Origin of the sequence: Aequorivita aquimaris (genome assembly GCF_001573155.1) — a bacterium.
In the GTDB taxonomy this organism is placed as follows: domain Bacteria; phylum Bacteroidota; class Bacteroidia; order Flavobacteriales; family Flavobacteriaceae; genus Aequorivita; species Aequorivita aquimaris.
This window is the reverse complement of sequence record NZ_JRWG01000009.1, coordinates 25168-41241: the sequence shown is the minus strand read 5'-3', so window position 1 is coordinate 41241 and position 16074 is coordinate 25168. Positions and strand designations below refer to the sequence as shown.

At 40.6% G+C, this 16074-nt stretch carries 9 protein-coding genes; 5 read left to right on the top strand and 4 right to left on the bottom strand.

What is annotated here, in order from left to right:
• Positions 1-113: 113 nt before the first annotated feature.
• Both LS48_RS12475 and LS48_RS12470 read left to right on the top strand, forming a co-directional pair.
• Positions 114-2747 carry a TonB-dependent receptor gene (locus tag LS48_RS12475; protein ID WP_062622840.1) on the top strand — a complete coding sequence of 878 codons (2634 nt, stop codon included), beginning with the start codon at positions 114-116 and terminating at the stop codon, positions 2745-2747.
• A gap of 95 nt (positions 2748-2842) precedes the next feature.
• The gene (locus LS48_RS12470) at positions 2843-3283 is read left to right on the top strand and encodes a COX15/CtaA family protein (protein ID WP_062622873.1); all 441 of its coding nucleotides are present in this window, start codon (positions 2843-2845) and stop codon (positions 3281-3283) included.
• A gap of 84 nt (positions 3284-3367) precedes the next feature.
• Here the strand turns inward: LS48_RS12470 and LS48_RS12465 are convergent, their stop codons facing one another.
• On the bottom strand, positions 3368-4417 hold the full coding sequence (locus LS48_RS12465) for an endonuclease/exonuclease/phosphatase family protein (protein ID WP_062622839.1): 1050 nt from the start codon (positions 4415-4417) through the stop codon (positions 3368-3370).
• Positions 4418-4549: 132 nt separating this feature from the next.
• Between LS48_RS12465 and LS48_RS12460 the strand changes: the two genes are divergently transcribed.
• Both LS48_RS12460 and LS48_RS12455 read left to right on the top strand, forming a co-directional pair.
• Positions 4550-7300, top strand: a complete 2751-nt coding sequence (locus LS48_RS12460; protein WP_062622838.1) for a TonB-dependent receptor — start codon at positions 4550-4552, stop codon at positions 7298-7300.
• 29 nt (positions 7301-7329) lie between these two features.
• Positions 7330-8703 carry a DUF5689 domain-containing protein gene (locus LS48_RS12455; protein ID WP_062622837.1) on the top strand — a complete coding sequence of 458 codons (1374 nt, stop codon included), beginning with the start codon at positions 7330-7332 and terminating at the stop codon, positions 8701-8703.
• Positions 8704-9224: 521 nt separating this feature from the next.
• Here the strand turns inward: LS48_RS12455 and LS48_RS12450 are convergent.
• From LS48_RS12450 to LS48_RS12440, 3 genes are read right to left on the bottom strand one after another with little or no spacing between them, the layout of a single operon-like run.
• Complete coding sequence (locus LS48_RS12450) at positions 9225-11111, bottom strand: OmpA family protein (protein WP_062622836.1); 1887 nt, start codon at positions 11109-11111, stop codon at positions 9225-9227.
• 23 nt (positions 11112-11134) lie between these two features.
• A complete protein-coding gene (locus tag LS48_RS12445) occupies positions 11135-12052 on the bottom strand; it encodes a PorP/SprF family type IX secretion system membrane protein (RefSeq protein ID WP_062622835.1) in 918 nt (305 codons plus the stop codon).
• Between the two features lie 38 nt (positions 12053-12090).
• Positions 12091-14583, bottom strand: a complete 2493-nt coding sequence (locus LS48_RS12440; RefSeq protein WP_062622834.1) for a T9SS type B sorting domain-containing protein — start codon at positions 14581-14583, stop codon at positions 12091-12093.
• Positions 14584-14837: 254 nt separating this feature from the next.
• Here LS48_RS12440 and hflX point away from each other — a divergent pair, with 254 nt between their 5' ends.
• Positions 14838-16049 (top strand): GTPase HflX, encoded by a 1212-nt coding sequence (gene hflX, locus LS48_RS12435; protein WP_062622833.1) that lies wholly within the window; start codon positions 14838-14840, stop codon positions 16047-16049.
• Positions 16050-16074: the final 25 nt, after the last annotated feature.

Below are 16074 nucleotides of genomic sequence, written 5' to 3'. Positions count from 1 at the left end.
AATTTTAAATTTATTGTTAAGTATTTCTCTTAAAGATTTCTTAATCAATTTTATTAGTGGGAAATTATTTAAGATTGTACTTTTGCCGAAATTTTAAACCTAAATCCAAATTCATGAGAAAGTTTCTATTTCTTGTTTTTTTATTGGGCGGTTTCGCCGCTTTTGCACAAACTACGGTCACCGGTACGGTGATCGATTCTGATTCCAACGACCCCTTGGCTGGTGCCAATGTTGTTGAAACTGGCACTACTAACGGTGCCATTACCGATTTTGACGGAAATTTCACACTGCAAACTTCCGCTGCAACGGGTACGCTTACCATCTCTTACATTGGGTACACTATTGAAAAAGTTCCTTTTAAAGCTGTAAATGGAGCCGCAAACTTAGGTACCGTTAAAATTACTGTAGATTCTGATGCCCTTGAAGAAGTAGTCATCGTGGGAAAAGGAATTATAGATATGGCAAAGGACCGTCAAACCCCTATCGCCGTTTCAACTATTTCTGCTGCTGAAATTCAAGCTAAGGCAGTTGGTAACGTTGAGTTTCCAGAAGTGGTTAAGAGTACTCCAAGTGTTTACGTTTCCAACCAAGCCGGAGGTTTTGGCGACTCGCAAATGTTCTTGCGTGGTTTTGACCAAACAAACACCGCTTTCCTTTTAAATGGACAGCCAATCAACGGTATGGAAGACGGAAAAATGTACTGGTCTAACTGGTCTGGTATGTCTGATGTGGCTAATGCGGTTCAGGTTCAGCGTGGTTTGGGCTCTTCAAAATTGGCCATCTCATCTGTTGGAGGAACTGTTAACATCGTGTCTCGTGCCGCTGGAAGAAAGGAAGGTGGCTTTGCACGTTTTATGACAGGTAACGATAGTTATTTCAAAGGAACATTAAGCTACGATTCTGGTCTAAAGGGCAAATGGGCGTATTCCTTTTTGTTTGACCACTGGCAAGCTCACAGAAAATATTCTGATGGAACCGCGGGTCAGGGGCAGAACTATTTCATTGGCATCGGTTATGTGCCAAATGACACCCACTCCTTCAATTTCTTGTTGACCGGTGCCCCACAATGGCACGACCAAAACTTCTCTGACTCTTTGGAGGATTATGAGCGCTACGGAAAACGCTATAACGCCAATTCAGGATTCTATAACGGAGAACGATACACCTTTAGAAGAAATTACTACCACAAACCAATTATCAACCTTAACTGGGATTGGAATATAAGTGATAGAACTAACTTATCATCTGTACTTTATGCGTCTTTTGGGCGTGGTGGAGGAACAGGCCCTGCTGGAAGCTCAAGAAATATTATACGTGATGCAAACGGTGAGGTAGATTTTGACGCCATCGAAGAGAGCAATATTGAAGGAGCTGAAAATGGAATTGGAAGCTTTGGTGGTGGTTCACTTGCACGCAGAATGTCAGTAAACAACCATAACTGGTATGGTTTTCTTTCTAACCTTGAAAGTAACCTAAGCGATAATTTCACCTTAAACATAGGTGTTGATACACGTTTTTATAAAGGAAGCCACTGGTACCAAATGAACGACCTTTTAGGACTTCAGGGATATGCAGATAATTTTGGTTACGATGGTCAAAGAGACAGTGATTACGTAATAAGTGAAACCTTTGAAGCAAATCCATGGGCAGCGTTGTTTAATGGAGCAGATGAAGCGCAACGATTCAACTTTGACTATTCAGAATATATAAATTACATAGGTGGTTTTGGACAAGCTGAGTATAAAACTGATAACTTCTCAGCATTTATACAAGGTGCTGTTTCTACACAAAGCTACCAAAGAGAGGGTCGCGCACAAGGAGTAGAAGTTGAGGGTGTAGATGGCTTTGGAAAGTCTGATAAAGTAAACAAGCTTGGTTACAACCTAAAAGGTGGAATGGGTTATACCTTTATTGAAAACAATACCATTTTTGCCAATGCCGGTTATTATTCAAGACAGCCTTTCCTGGATAATATTTTTGATGATATTAGAAACTCAAACTATATCCTTGAAGGAGATAACGAAATTGAAAACGAAGAAATTTTAGGAGTTGAAGTAGGTTATAGAATTCGTTCAGGTAGATTTTCATTGGATCTGAATGGATATTATACCTCTTGGGGTAACAGATTCCTTAGAGGAGGATTTATTGAAGCTGACCCTAGCTCATCAAACCCTGTTGAACAAGTAGACCGTTACCAAAAGTTTACAGACATTACCCAAGTTCACAAAGGATTTGAATTTGAAGGGAAATACCGACATTCAAGTGCATTTATGTTTAGAGCTTTCGGAAGTATTGGTAACTGGAAGTATGATGGAAAAACACCTTTTCAAACCAGAGATAACGAAACCAATGCATTGTTGGAAGAAGGTTCAGTTGATTTGAGCGGCACAAAAGTGGGCAATGCTCCACAAACTTCTTTTGGTTTTGGTTTCAAATACAACGTTATTGGTGGCCTTACCGTAGATGCCGATTATAACATTTATACAGATCTTTACGGATTTGTTGATGCTGATGATGTAATTGGCGCATCCTTATCGGGAGAGGTTTATCAAGCTGAGCTTTTGCCAGCATATAGTGTTTTAGATGCTGGAATTACTTACAAGTTCAATTTTGGAGGACAAGATCTTACCGTTAGGGCAAACTGCTACAACGCTACAAACGAGATGTATTTAAGCCAAAAAGATTCCTTCGGTTACTATTACGGTAACGGAAGAACTTGGAACGCTAGCATCCGATATGACTTCTAATAAATAATAAAATGGATTATAAAATGCCCCAATTTTTTGGGGCATTTTTTTTATTTATAAACCTTATCTTTGATGCACTTCAAAAACACTCACATATGTACACAACAATTCAATTTATTCATTCTTACTGGGCTTATCTAGTACTTCTCATTATTTTGCTTGCAACCATCAATGCACTGGCAGGATTTTTCTCAAAAAGGGAATACGGGGCCAAAGACTTTAGAATTTCACTCTTCGCGCTTATTGTTACGCACATCCAATTACTAATTGGATTGGTGCTTTATTTTGTTTCACCCTTGGGATTACAAAATATTACCAGTTCGGGAATGGGCGTTGTAATGAAAGATTCCACCGCTCGGCTGTATGCAGTGGAGCATCCTTTGATTATGATTTTGACCGTAGTTTTTATAACCATAGGTTATTCAAAACATAAAAAGAAACTGCTTTCCAGCGGCAAATTTAAAACCTTGGCAATTTTCTATACCATTGCATTGGTTTTAATGTTAAGCAGGATTCCGTGGAACGATTGGTTCTAAAAGAAAATATATTTTCAAAAAAAAATCCTGTTGAGCTATTTTTCAGCAGGATTTTTTTGTTTGAATAAAGAGGGTTGTTCTACCCTAATTTTTCTCCTTAATAAGATAAATAAATACAGGAAAATGATCGCTGTAACCACCCGTATATCCATTCACAAAACTCCGGAACGGATAACCTTTGTACTGTCCGCGCGGAGTGGCCAAATAGCTTTTATTGAAAATTCCAGCTTTGTAAAAGCGATAGCTTGAATAATCTTTTTTTGCTAATTCAGTAGAAATTATGATTTGGTCAAATAGGTTCCAGCCGTCACGATAGGCCAAGGTGCCCAATCCTTTTTTAAACATATCCTCCATTGGATTATACAGCTCTTTTATTTTCATGTCATCACGTTCACTTTTGGCTTTTAAAATCTCTTTAACGCTTTCATTGGTGGGGTCATCATTTAGATCGCCCATAGTGATAATTTTTGCATACGGATCTTCACTGAATAATGAATCCATTATTTGTTTGTTAAGTTCTGCGGCTTTTATACGCTTGGGCCTGCTTCGTGCTTCGCCGCCACTTCGCGAGGGCCAGTGGTTAACGATCACGTGAATTTTCTCGCCATCCAGCATCCCGCTGACCAATAATTGATCTCTGGTATAAATACGTTTGCTGCGGTCTTGGTCATCATAAATTACAAGTTCGTAGGCCTTGTAATTGGTAGGTGTAAAAAGTTTTTTCTGGTATAACATTGCAACATCAATCCCACGGCGGTCAGGACTGTCAAAATGGACAATACCGTAATCTTTTTTAACCAAGGATTCCTGGTTTAAAAGATCTTCGAGTACACGCCGATTTTCTATTTCGCTAACGCCAATGATTGCTGGAGAGGTTCCTGTAACATCTTCGCCTATTTCTGAAATTACCCTTGCCATATTAGCCAATTTTGCCTCATAAATCTCCTGGGTCCAATGATCTTTCCCTTCCGGGGTACGGTCGTCGTCAAAAATAAGTGGGTCGTCTTCATAGTCAAAAAGGTTTTCAACGTTGTAAAAGGCGATAGTGTTTACTTTGTATTGCTTTTCATTTTGCCCAAAGGATGCGGTAAATGTTAGCAGTGTTAAGGTGAAAAACCAAATGGGTAATTTCATAGTGATGTTTAAATATTATGTTTGCGTAAAGTTTTATTCATTAATGAGGCCAAAAGTAGTTATTTCATTTAAAAAATTTATTTTTGCACCCTATTTTAAAGATATCTTAATATTAAAACTTTAAATTTTAGAATGAACAGATTCATTTTTACTTTCATGGTTTTCTTTTCGGGATTTTCAATGTTTGCCCAAGAAACCGTTATTACTGGTAGAGTGCTAGACACCAACTCCAGTGAACCAATACCAGACGTAGAAGTCAGTATTTTAAACAGTATTTTCAGCACAACTACAGATGCTGAAGGAATTTTTTCTTTTTCACAACAAAGCCTTCCGCAGGGAGAACAAGTTTTGGTATTGTCAAAATCAGGTTATGTTTCATTGCGTATTCCTGTAACTATACAGCCCAATACACCCGTAGCTCTAGAATCAATCTTGATGGAAGTAGATCTATCTGCCGTTGAAGCTCAAATTGGAGTTATCAGTCTTTCCGACAACGAACTGGACGAAGACGAGGGAACCTCTTACAATGTTTCAGGCTTGCTTCAGGCTTCAAGAGATGTTTTCTTGAATGCGGCTTCGTATGATTTTAGCGCAACTTTTTTCAGACCACGAGGCTACGATTCTGAAGATGGAAAAGTACTTATTAACGGTTTGGAGATGAACAAACTTTACAACGGAAGACCGCAATGGTCCAATTGGGGCGGACTTAACGATGCGCAGCGCAACCAGATGTTTTCTATGGGAATTTCGGCCAACGAATATAATTTTGGTCATCTTGCGGGCACAACAAATATAATAATGAGAGCTTCCCAATATCGCAAGGGTGGTCGCATTTCTTATGCCACAAGCAACAGAAGTTACCGAGGAAGAGTTATGGGCTCCTACAATAGCGGCCTGCTGCCTAGTGGATGGGCCTATTCTGTATTGATAGCGAGACGCTTTGGGGAAGAAGGCTTTAATGACGGTACTTTATATGACGCCAATTCATTTTTTGCTTCCGTAGAAAAAAGATTGAACGATGCCCACAGCCTTAACCTTACAGCATTTTATACGCCCAACCGAAGAGGAAAATCATCACCAAATACCCAAGAAGTTTATGATCTTAAGGGAACCCGATACAATGCATATTGGGGAGAACAGGACGGTGAAATTCGCAACTCACGTATCAGGGAAATAGAAGAACCTGTTGTTATGCTGAACCATTTCTGGGATATTTCAGAAAAAACACAACTTAATACCAATGTGGGCTACCAATTTGGTAAAACCGGTAACAGCCGTTTAGGTTACGACAATGCGCCCAACCCAGACCCTACCTATTACCAAAAATTACCAAGTTACTTTTTGGCAGACCCAACGGGTACAAACTATGAAGGAGCCTACCAAGCTTATTCAAACTTTGTGAATGACGGGCAAATAGACTGGCAGGATATTTACGAAACAAATATTTTTTATGGTGGTACTTCACGGTACTATTTGTATGAAGACAGAAACGATGACAAACAACTTTCAGCAAATACTATTTTGAACTCGCAGTTGACTGATAACATTGCTTTGACCGCTTCTTTTAATTATAGAAACCTTAACTCAAGCAATTTTGCCAATATGATAGATTTACTTGGTGGCAATGGTTATTTGGATGTGGATACCTTCAACTTTGGCGATGAATCACAAAGCGATTTGAACAACCCAGACCGCGTGGTGGGGGAAGGAGATAAATTCAAATATAATTTTGAGCTTGACGCCACGGACTATCACGGGTTTGTGCAAGGCCAGTTCAGCTATTCCAAAGTAGATTTTTACTTGGCAGGAAAGTTAGGAAAAACCACATACCAAAGAAACGGATTGTACCGCAATGGAAACTTCCCCGACAATTCTTTTGGCCAAAGTGAAGCATTGGATTTTACAACCTACGGCGGAAAAGCTGGGGCTACCTATAAAATTTCTGGAAGACACATTTTGGAAGTAAATGGTGCTTATTTTACTGATGCGCCTTCGCTTAGAAATTCCTTTTCAAACTCGCGCCAGAACAACAATACCGTTATTGGTTTAACAGAAGAAAAAAATATAAGTATAGACGGAAGCTATATTTTCCGTTCTCCAATCGTGAAAGCACGTTTAACGGGTTACTACACTTTAATGCAGGATGCTTCTGAAATTTCCTTCTATTATGCCGACGGTATTTCAGTTCCCGGAATCAATTCAACCACAGCTTTTGTGCAAGAGGTTTTGACTGATATTGACAAAAGAAACGTAGGAGCAGAGTTTGGTATAGAAGCCCAAGTTACTCCCACTATCAAGTTAAAAGGTGCTGCTGCATACGGCCAAAATACTTATGACAATAACCCAAATTTATATATAACCTCTGATGATTTTGACAATGTGGTAAACTTTGGAAAGTCATATTTGGAAAACTATAAAGTTGCAGGTGGCCCTCAGCAAGCCTACCAAATAGGATTTGAATACCGCGATCCAGACTTCTGGTGGTTCGGTGCTACAACCAACTATTTCAATAATGCTTATATAGACGTTTCGCCACTTACAAGAACCTCAAACTTTTATTTGGATACAGACGGACTTCCTTTTAACGATTACGACCCAGCGGTAGCGAGGGAATTGTTAAAACAGGAAAAGTTTGACGACTATATGTTGGTAAACGTTGTAGGTGGAAAGTCATGGAAAATAAAAGATTATTTTGTTGGCTTCTTTGCAAGTATCAACAATATTTTCGACGAAAAATACAAAACTGGTGGTTTTGAACAGGGAAGAAGCGCAAATTACAGAACCCTTTCTGAAGACACCGCAAACGACACCCGTGTATTTGGACCAAAATACTGGTACGGCTACGGAACAACTTATTACCTAAACCTTTACGTTCGATTTTAATTAAGAAAAAAAGAATTAATTTTATAAATATGAAAAGAATACTGAACATCAAACTTATACCTTTCCTATTTTTCTTAGGAATGATTGCTACTTCCTGTGTGCAGGATGATGATTATAATGTGCCGGAGATTAACGTGGAAGAACCAAACGTTGACGTAAACACCACCATTACCGCAGTTAAAGAAATGTATGGCGGTTTTGAACCTGTAAAAGTTGAAGCAGGGCCCGATTCTACAGAGCCGCTATATATTGAAGCTTATGTAGTTTCCAGCGACGAGTCTGGCAATTACTACAAGCAACTTATCATTCAGGATAAACCTGAAAATCCAACAGCAGGTCTATCTATCTCTACAAATGCAACTGACCTTTACACTAAATATGGTCCTGGCCGTAAAATCTACTTCCGCGTTGACGGATTGTATATTGGCGAATATGCTGGTTTACCCACCATCGGTACTCAGGATGGTGATGAGGTTGGCCGGATAGAGATTGAAGATTTTGAAAGCCGCATCATGCGTTCTACTGAAAATGTAGAATTAGTTCCTACCGTTATAGGGGTTGCAGAAGCATCAAACCCAGCAAGATTGAATACACTAGTTAAGTTTGAAGGTGTTCAATTTCCGGACGGTGTAGCGGGTGTTGAGGCATACGGAAACCTAAACAATACTTTTGGCGTAAATAGAACAGTAGAAAACTGTGATGGACAGACGGTATTGCTTAGAACCAGTGGCTTTGCAGATTTCAAAAATATGACACTACCCGAAGGCAATGGCACCCTTACTGCTGTTTTGAGTATTTTCAACAGCGATTACCAATTGTTTATTCGCGATACAGATGATGTGCAGATGGACGGAGAGCGTTGCAGTAATGGTGGGCCTGGCGATGCTTTGGAATTGCCTTTTTCAGAAAACTTTGAAGGACAAACTGCCGGTACTGGCATGAATGTAAATATTTCAGGATGGACAAATGTAAACGTAAATGGCGGTACCCGTCTTTACGAAGTGCGTGAGTACGATTCAAACAAATATGCGCAGACCTCTGCATACAACTCAAACGAAAACCCCTATGAAGTGTGGTTAGTTACCCCAGGGCTTATTTTGCCTAGCGGCTCCGCTCCAACCCTTACTTTTGAAACCAATGATGGTTTTAATAACGGCGCTGCGCTTACAGTGAAAATTTCAACTGATTTTGCAGGGGATGTTACAACAGCAACTTGGACAAACTTGAATGCAACCATTTCCAGTGGAAACACAAGCGGTTATGGTGATGAGTTTACCCCTTCGGGCGACGTGGACCTTTCGGCCTATGCCGGACAGGTGGTCTATATTGCCTACCAATACGAAGGTGCATCAAACGGAACCACGACTACGTACCAAATAGACAATATTTCCGTAGTGGAATAACCCTTTGGGAAATGTCCCTGCAAGGTTTTTAAAACCTATTAGGTCTTATAAAATGATGAAACCGCTTCCTCTGGGGGCGGTTTTTTTATTTCCTTTAAAGAAAGTCACGGCAGCCCAGTCAGGAAAGATGCTTATCCGAGGGATAAAACCTAACGTGCCGTCGGTAATTTATTACGCTATATTTTCAAAAAATAGCGCAATATTTTTATGAGTATAGCGCAATAAATTGTCCAAGGGAAGTTATTTAATGTCACCCACAAGGTTTTAGGGGAATTTGAAGTCTGGCTTATTTAATTTACTCAACTGTTAATTGTATTTAGGTAAATAAAAAGACAATAGCTTCACTACACTACGTATCGCTTTTTATCACGAGCATCAATTAGTTGTTCTGTTAAAGCGGCGATCTTTCACAAACCTCCCGCCTTTCAATTTACCCAAAAAGAAAACCCCCGCAACCTTCCGTACTGGAAATAAGCAGGGGTTCTTTTTCTGGTTGGTTACCAGTTACTATTAACTAGTGGTTATCTCTTCACCACAATAAAATCTGAGCGTCTGTTCTGCTGGTGTTGGGCCTCGGTACAGTTAGGCGCGCAATCCACAGCCGGACGGCTTTCGCCAAAACCTTGCCCGCTAATTCTGTCTTTCGCAATTCCTTTTGAAATTACATATTGTACAGTACTGCGCGCACGTCTTTCCGAAAGGTCCATATTGTAGGCATCGCTACCGCGGTTGTCGGTATGGCCTTCCACTTTTATTACCATATCTGGGTTTTTCTTCATCAATTCTACCAGCTTGTCAAGTTCAAAAGCAGCCTGCGGCTTAATGTTATGCTTGTCAAAGTCGAAGAGGATCGGGTTCAGTTTTACCATTTCGCCTTCCACGATCTGGTCAATGGGTCGCAGGGCAATACGTACGTTCTTCTCGCCACTGCGTTGTGCGGCAATGGTTTCGGCATTGCTTTCATACCCATCCATAAAAGCCTGGACTACGTGCGCCTGGTTGCAGGCAGCGGCTAAGGTTCCCTTACCATTGGCATCTGTATTTTGGCTTTTTAATTTATTCTCCTTGCTATCAAAAAGATCCAATCTGGCGTTGGCTAAGGCCTGCCCGGTTTCAGCGTCAACTACCATTACTAGAAGTTCGCAGGATTGCAATTTCTTTATTTTATAGATATCATCGCTTCCCTTGCCACCTTTTCTGTTGGAAGACACATAACCTTCCTCTGTGGCTGGACTATAAGAATATGCAAAATCATCATCACTACTGTTAACTCCAAGTCCAAGGTTTTTAACTTCACCAAAAGAATCTCCGTTGGCTTCTGCTGCAAAAACATCCAGTCCGCCCATTCCCAAATGCGCATCGCTGCTAAAGTAGAGTGTGCCATTGGAGTCCACAAAAGGAAAGCCTTCCTTTCCTTCGGTATTGATATTGTCGCCAAGGTTTACGGGCGTGCCGAAAGTACCGTCTTTTGAAATGGATACTTTATAAATGTCTGCCTGGCCTTTGCCGCCGGGACGGTCGCTTGTAAAGTAAAGCGTGCTACCGTCTGGGCTTAGTGCAGGGTGGCTGGTGGAATACTCGCGGTCGTTAAAAGGCACTGGCTTAATATCTTTCCACTCGCCGTTTACGTTTTCGGCGTAGTAGATGTTCAGCTCGTTGATGCCCTCTTCGCTCTTTTTATACTTGCCGTTGTAGTAATCGTTTCGGTCAAAATACATGCGCTTGCCGTCTGCGGTAATGGCTACGGTACTCTCGTGGTATTTGGTGTTTACGTCTCCCTTCAAAAGCGATTCGCCCTTAACCATTCCACCTACCAGGGAAGCCTTGTAAATGTCCAAAAACGGTTCTTCGTTCCAGCCGTACTTTTTGCGGGAAGTATTTCTCGCAGAAGTAAAATAGAAATCGCTGCCCACCACGGTACCTCCAAAATCGGAGTACTTTGAGTTAAGGGCGTCTAGGTTTGTGGCCGAATATTTCTGGGCGTTTTCGTCAATAATTTCCGGTAGATAGTCTGGGTTTTTCATAAACGTTACCGCTCTGGAATCGTTCGGTTTCATTTCGGCAAACTGCTTCATATAGGTATTGTAATCGGCAAACTTGCCGTTCGCCTTTAACGATTGGGCATAGTTATAGACCGTTTCGGCATCTACATCTTTGCGTTTTACCACGCGTTTGTAATAGGTTTCGGCCTTTTTGGTATCGTTAATAAAGTAATAGCTGTTGCCCAGACGGGTAAACACGTAGGTGCTGCCCTCGCCCTTTTTCAGCAATTTCTGATAGGCCTCTGCGGCATCGGTATATTGCAGGCGGTCGTAATACTGATCGGCCTTTTTTGTTTTACTGTTTTGTGCGAAAGCCATTGTGCTGCTTACCGCAATGAGTAAAAGGATTGTATATATCTTGTTCATCTTAAATGAAATTTGTTTGGTTATTAGAAGAATCTTGGTGAACGTAAAACGCGTGGCTTAAAGAACAGATCGAAGGTCAGCACTACTTCGTGTGAGGCCGGGCCAACTGTTTTAAGGTCGGAGGTTACGTGGTCATAAGCATAGCCCACACGGATGTTTGGGGTAATCTGGAACCCAACCAAACCGCTAAACGAATCGTCCAATCTGTAGGATGCTCCAAGTTCAAATTTATCATAGAACAGCGCGTTCAGGTTACCATCGTAGGAAACGGGAGCGTCAAAGGCAGATTTCACCATCACGGAAGGCTTCAACTTAAAGTTATCCGAAACTTGGAAGACATATCCTGCGGTGGCGAAGTAATGGTTGGTCTCGGAACCGTACTTGATTCCGTTTTCATCAAGGTGAACGGATTTCAGCATATTTGGAACCGAAAATCCTACGTAAAACTTATCGCCGTACAGAAAAGCACCTGCCCCGATATTTGGGTAGGTGTTATTTATGTCTTCTGAAAAGAAAGGGTCATTTGGATCCTGAAGTTCCAGACCGCTTAGGCCCACCTCGTGAAAGGTGGCCCCGGCTTTTAGACCCAAGGCAAGTTTTACGGTACTGCCCAATTGCAAGGTGTAGGAGAAATCTGCATACACATTGGTCTCGCTTACGGGACCCAACTCGTCTTTTATGGCGGAAAGACCCAGGCCTATTTTATCACTAATGGGCGAATGTGCCGAAAAGGTAAAGGTAACTGGGTTATCGTCCATTCCGGACCATTGGTTTCTGTAAAGGGCGGTGAGTGAAAGACTTTCCTTGGAGCCCGCATAGGCTGGGTTCACCACGTTCATATTGTACATGTACTGGGTGTATTGGGGGTCCTGCTGCGCTTGTGTTTCCTGAAAGAGCAACCCTGCCATCAATACAATTAGGATATATATATGTTTTTTCATTTTTATCTATTTGGTAGTTAAAAAGTATTTAATGGTTTTTAGTTAGCCTCTTGGTTAAGATAGATCCAGCCTGTGGCCTGTGAGCCATAAACCGCATCATTTCCGGCAAGGTCAATTACGTAGAAATACGTCCCGGTAGGAAGGTCTTCACCATCATTGGTTTGGCCTCTCCATTGGTTTGTGTAATTGTTTTGCTCAAAAACCAGGGTTCCCAATCTATTAAAGATTTGAAGCTTACTGATTCCAGTTCTATCATTTAGGAATGTAAGGTCAAGTGTATCATTAAAACCATCGCCATTTGGAGAAAGTCCTTCAGATATTATGCAGTTTCCAACTTCATACAAAGTAACATCTACTGAGTCTGTACCAGAGCATCCACCAACAGAAATTACAACTTCAAAGGTTTGGGTGCCAAAAGTGCCGGTCTCCAAAGAAAACTCTAGGGTTTTGTTAGTTTCACCGGCAATTATATCTCCATTTAAGAACCATTGGAATGTTGCGTCTTCTTCATCAGTTGTTGCGGTTAAAATCTGAAGTTCGTTAGGACATGTTTTGAAGTCTTCATCAAGAGTTACTTCAAGGTCGTCTCTAAAGGAAACTGTTACGCTATCAGATGCTGAACAGGTCCCTACGGTTGCAGTTACGGTATATGTTCCTACTTCGGTAATTATTAAAGTAGAATTTGTTTCATCAGGAATAATGTTACCATCAAGGCTCCATTGGTAAGTTGCTTCAGGATTTTGAACTGTAAGCATTGCTTCTAATTGAACTTGAGATTCAAAACAGGTTTGGAAGTCATCATTTACAGTTACTTCAATATTGCCCAACCCAACAACAATGGTATCTGTGGCAGTACAGGAATTAACAGTAGCCGTAACCACATATGTTCCAGGCTCAGTTATATTAAGTGTTTGGTTGGTTTCTCCGGCAATTACTATTCCGTCTAGGCTCCATTCGAAGGTTGCTGTAGCTGGGTCAAAATCTATAGCTTCAGCAGTAAGAGTTTCGGGAATTTCAAAACAAGAAGTAAAATCATCTCCTAATGCAACATTGAGTGTTTGTGGAGAAATGGTTACTTCATCTGTTGCCAAACATCCATTTGCAGAAACATTTACGCTATATACGCCATACTGGGTAGCATTGAGGGTTGGATTTGTTTCTCCTGCCAGCACAACCCCGTCCAAACTCCATTCATAGGTAGCATCAGTAGGGTCATAGTTAGACGGAGAAGCATCTAAAATTATAGGGTCAAAGAAACAGGTTTCAATATTGTCTCCAAGCTCTATTAAAGGAAGTTCATTAAAGTTTATAACTACGGAAGCAGAAATTGTACAAGTACCTATGGTAACATCTACAGAATATGTTCCAGAAGTGGTAACAGTAATAGTCTGTGTGGTTTCACCAGTATTCCAAAGAAATGTAGCATCAGTTGGATCTCCTCCAGTGATTTCGGCAGTAATATCATAGCTTTCTGCATCACAAAGTTCCTGATCCCCGCCTAGATCTACTGTAAAGGAACCTATTCTTGTTACCGTAATTTCATCCGTTTCCGTAATAACATCTCCATTACAGTTTGTGTAAACTGCTTGGGCGGTGTAGGTAGTTGATTGATCTGTTGGGCACACATTTATAGTTGTATCGGTACCAATAACAGTCCCCATAGAATCAAGCCAAGAAAAAGCAACGTTTGATGCGCCATTGGGCGTAAAACGCCAAGCTTCGTTGGTAGCAGCCCAATCGCTTGTATTTCTTTCAGGAGCAGTGTAACCAACAGTACCGTTTTGGTTTTGTATTCCCAAAACAGCATTTCCGTCATTCCATGTACAGCCGCTTGGTCTGTCCTGAACATATACTTCCACTACATTGGTAGTTTCGTATATAACGATTTGTGAAGTAAGTGAGAGATTTGGGCAGGCTGATCCAAAATATGGAATATTGGGAAAGTTAACTACCATGGTCCGGCAAGGAGATTCCCCAAAAACAGCCCAGTTTATAATGCCCGAGCCTTGTACAGATGGATCAACATCCATGTAAGGGCCAAAGATTGTAGTGAAAAATAAGTTGGGACTTGGAATAGGGTCATCAAAGGACCAATCACAAAAATCCCCTGGCTGATTGTTTGCCAAGTCGAAAGAAACTACTGCATTAGATCCGATAACCATCTCCGTATAGGTTTCACCAAAAAAACAGAAATCAAAAGGTAATTGGATAGCATCAGACCAAATATCATCTGTATTCACTGAAACAGGAGTTCCCCCCGTAAACGGGAAAGGAGGATCATATGTAATTGAAGAAACTTCATAACTGGTAGTTTCACCAGTGTCTAAAAAACTTGCGGTAAGGTCGGTACAGGGTTCGCCACAACCTAATTCTACATCTTCCCCTGCATATACATTAGGACATCCCGGCCCTTGTGAAAATGCTGATAAAGAAATAAATAAAAGACTAAAAAAAGCAAGTAAGTTTTTTTTAAAGTTGACTTTAAAGAAATGATGGCAACTTTGTAAATAGAGAGGTAATTTTTTATCCATAAAGTTTTTATTGGTTGTTATTAAAGAGTATTTAGCGTTAACTTTTTTTTAACAGCGAAATATATGAATTTTCTAAGAAATTCCTTTTCATTTTTCTCAGTTTGAATAAAAAAAGTCATTAATTACAATCATAAAATGGTCATAAGGAACATAGAGGTCTCAACATGTGTTTTGTACATTTGTGGAAATATTAATTCTTAAATAAATTGTAACTTAAGAATCGATAACAACTACAACTTAGAGTATTACATAGTATGATTGAACCAACGGATATATCTTATGAAAAAGCAGTTTTAATCGGATTGATAACCCAGTATCAAGACGAAGAAAAATCTAACGAATATCTGGACGAACTTGAGTTTTTGGCATATACGGCAGGTGGCGAAGTGCTTAAACGCTTCACCCAAAAAATGGACGTGCCCAATCCGAAGACTTTTATTGGGACCGGAAAATTGGAAGAGGTAAAAAATTTTGTGGACGCGCACGAAGTGGGCGTTGCAATATTTGATGATGAACTTTCGCCCGCACAACAAAAAAATATTGAAAGAATATTACAGTGCAAAATAATAGACCGTACAAATTTAATTTTGGACATATTCGCACAGCGTGCACAAACCAGTTATGCCCGAACACAAGTAGAACTTGCGCAATACCAGTATTTACTTCCTAGACTGGCAGGTATGTGGACTCACTTGGAACGCCAGCGTGGGGGTATCGGGATGCGAGGCCCGGGAGAAACGGAAATTGAAACAGACAGACGTATTGTGCGCGACCGTATTGCTTTACTGAAAGATAAATTAAAGAAAATAGACCGCCAAATGGAAGTGCAGCGTGGCAATCGCGGCTCCTTGGTACGCGTGGCACTTATTGGTTACACAAATGTTGGCAAATCTACCCTGATGAACGTGATAAGTAAAAGTGATGTCTTTGCCGAAGATAAACTCTTTGCAACCCTCGATACCACGGTTCGGAAAGTGGTTATAGGCAACCTTCCCTTTTTGTTGACAGATACCGTTGGGTTCATTAGAAAATTGCCCACGCAACTTGTGGAATCCTTCAAAAGTACTTTAGATGAAGTACGAGAGGCAGATTTACTGCTGCACGTAGTAGATATCAGCCATCCATCCTTTGAACACCATATAGATTCCGTAGATAAAATCTTGGAGGAAATAGGCAGCGCAGACAAACCTACCATTATGGTTTTCAATAAAATTGATGCTTATGAAGCGGAAGAGATTGAAGACGACGATTTGATGACCGAAAAAACCAAGGCACATTATACTTTGGAAGAATGGAAACAAACCTGGATGTCCAAAGTAAACGGCGACGCCATATTTATCTCTGCTTTGAACAAGGAAAACTTCAGCGAATTCCGAAAGCTGGTTTATGAAAAAGTAAAGGAAATACATACCACTCGTTTCCCATATAACAATTTCTTATATGATGAATATACCGAGGAGGATTAAAATTTTTTAACAAGAAAATAAAAAA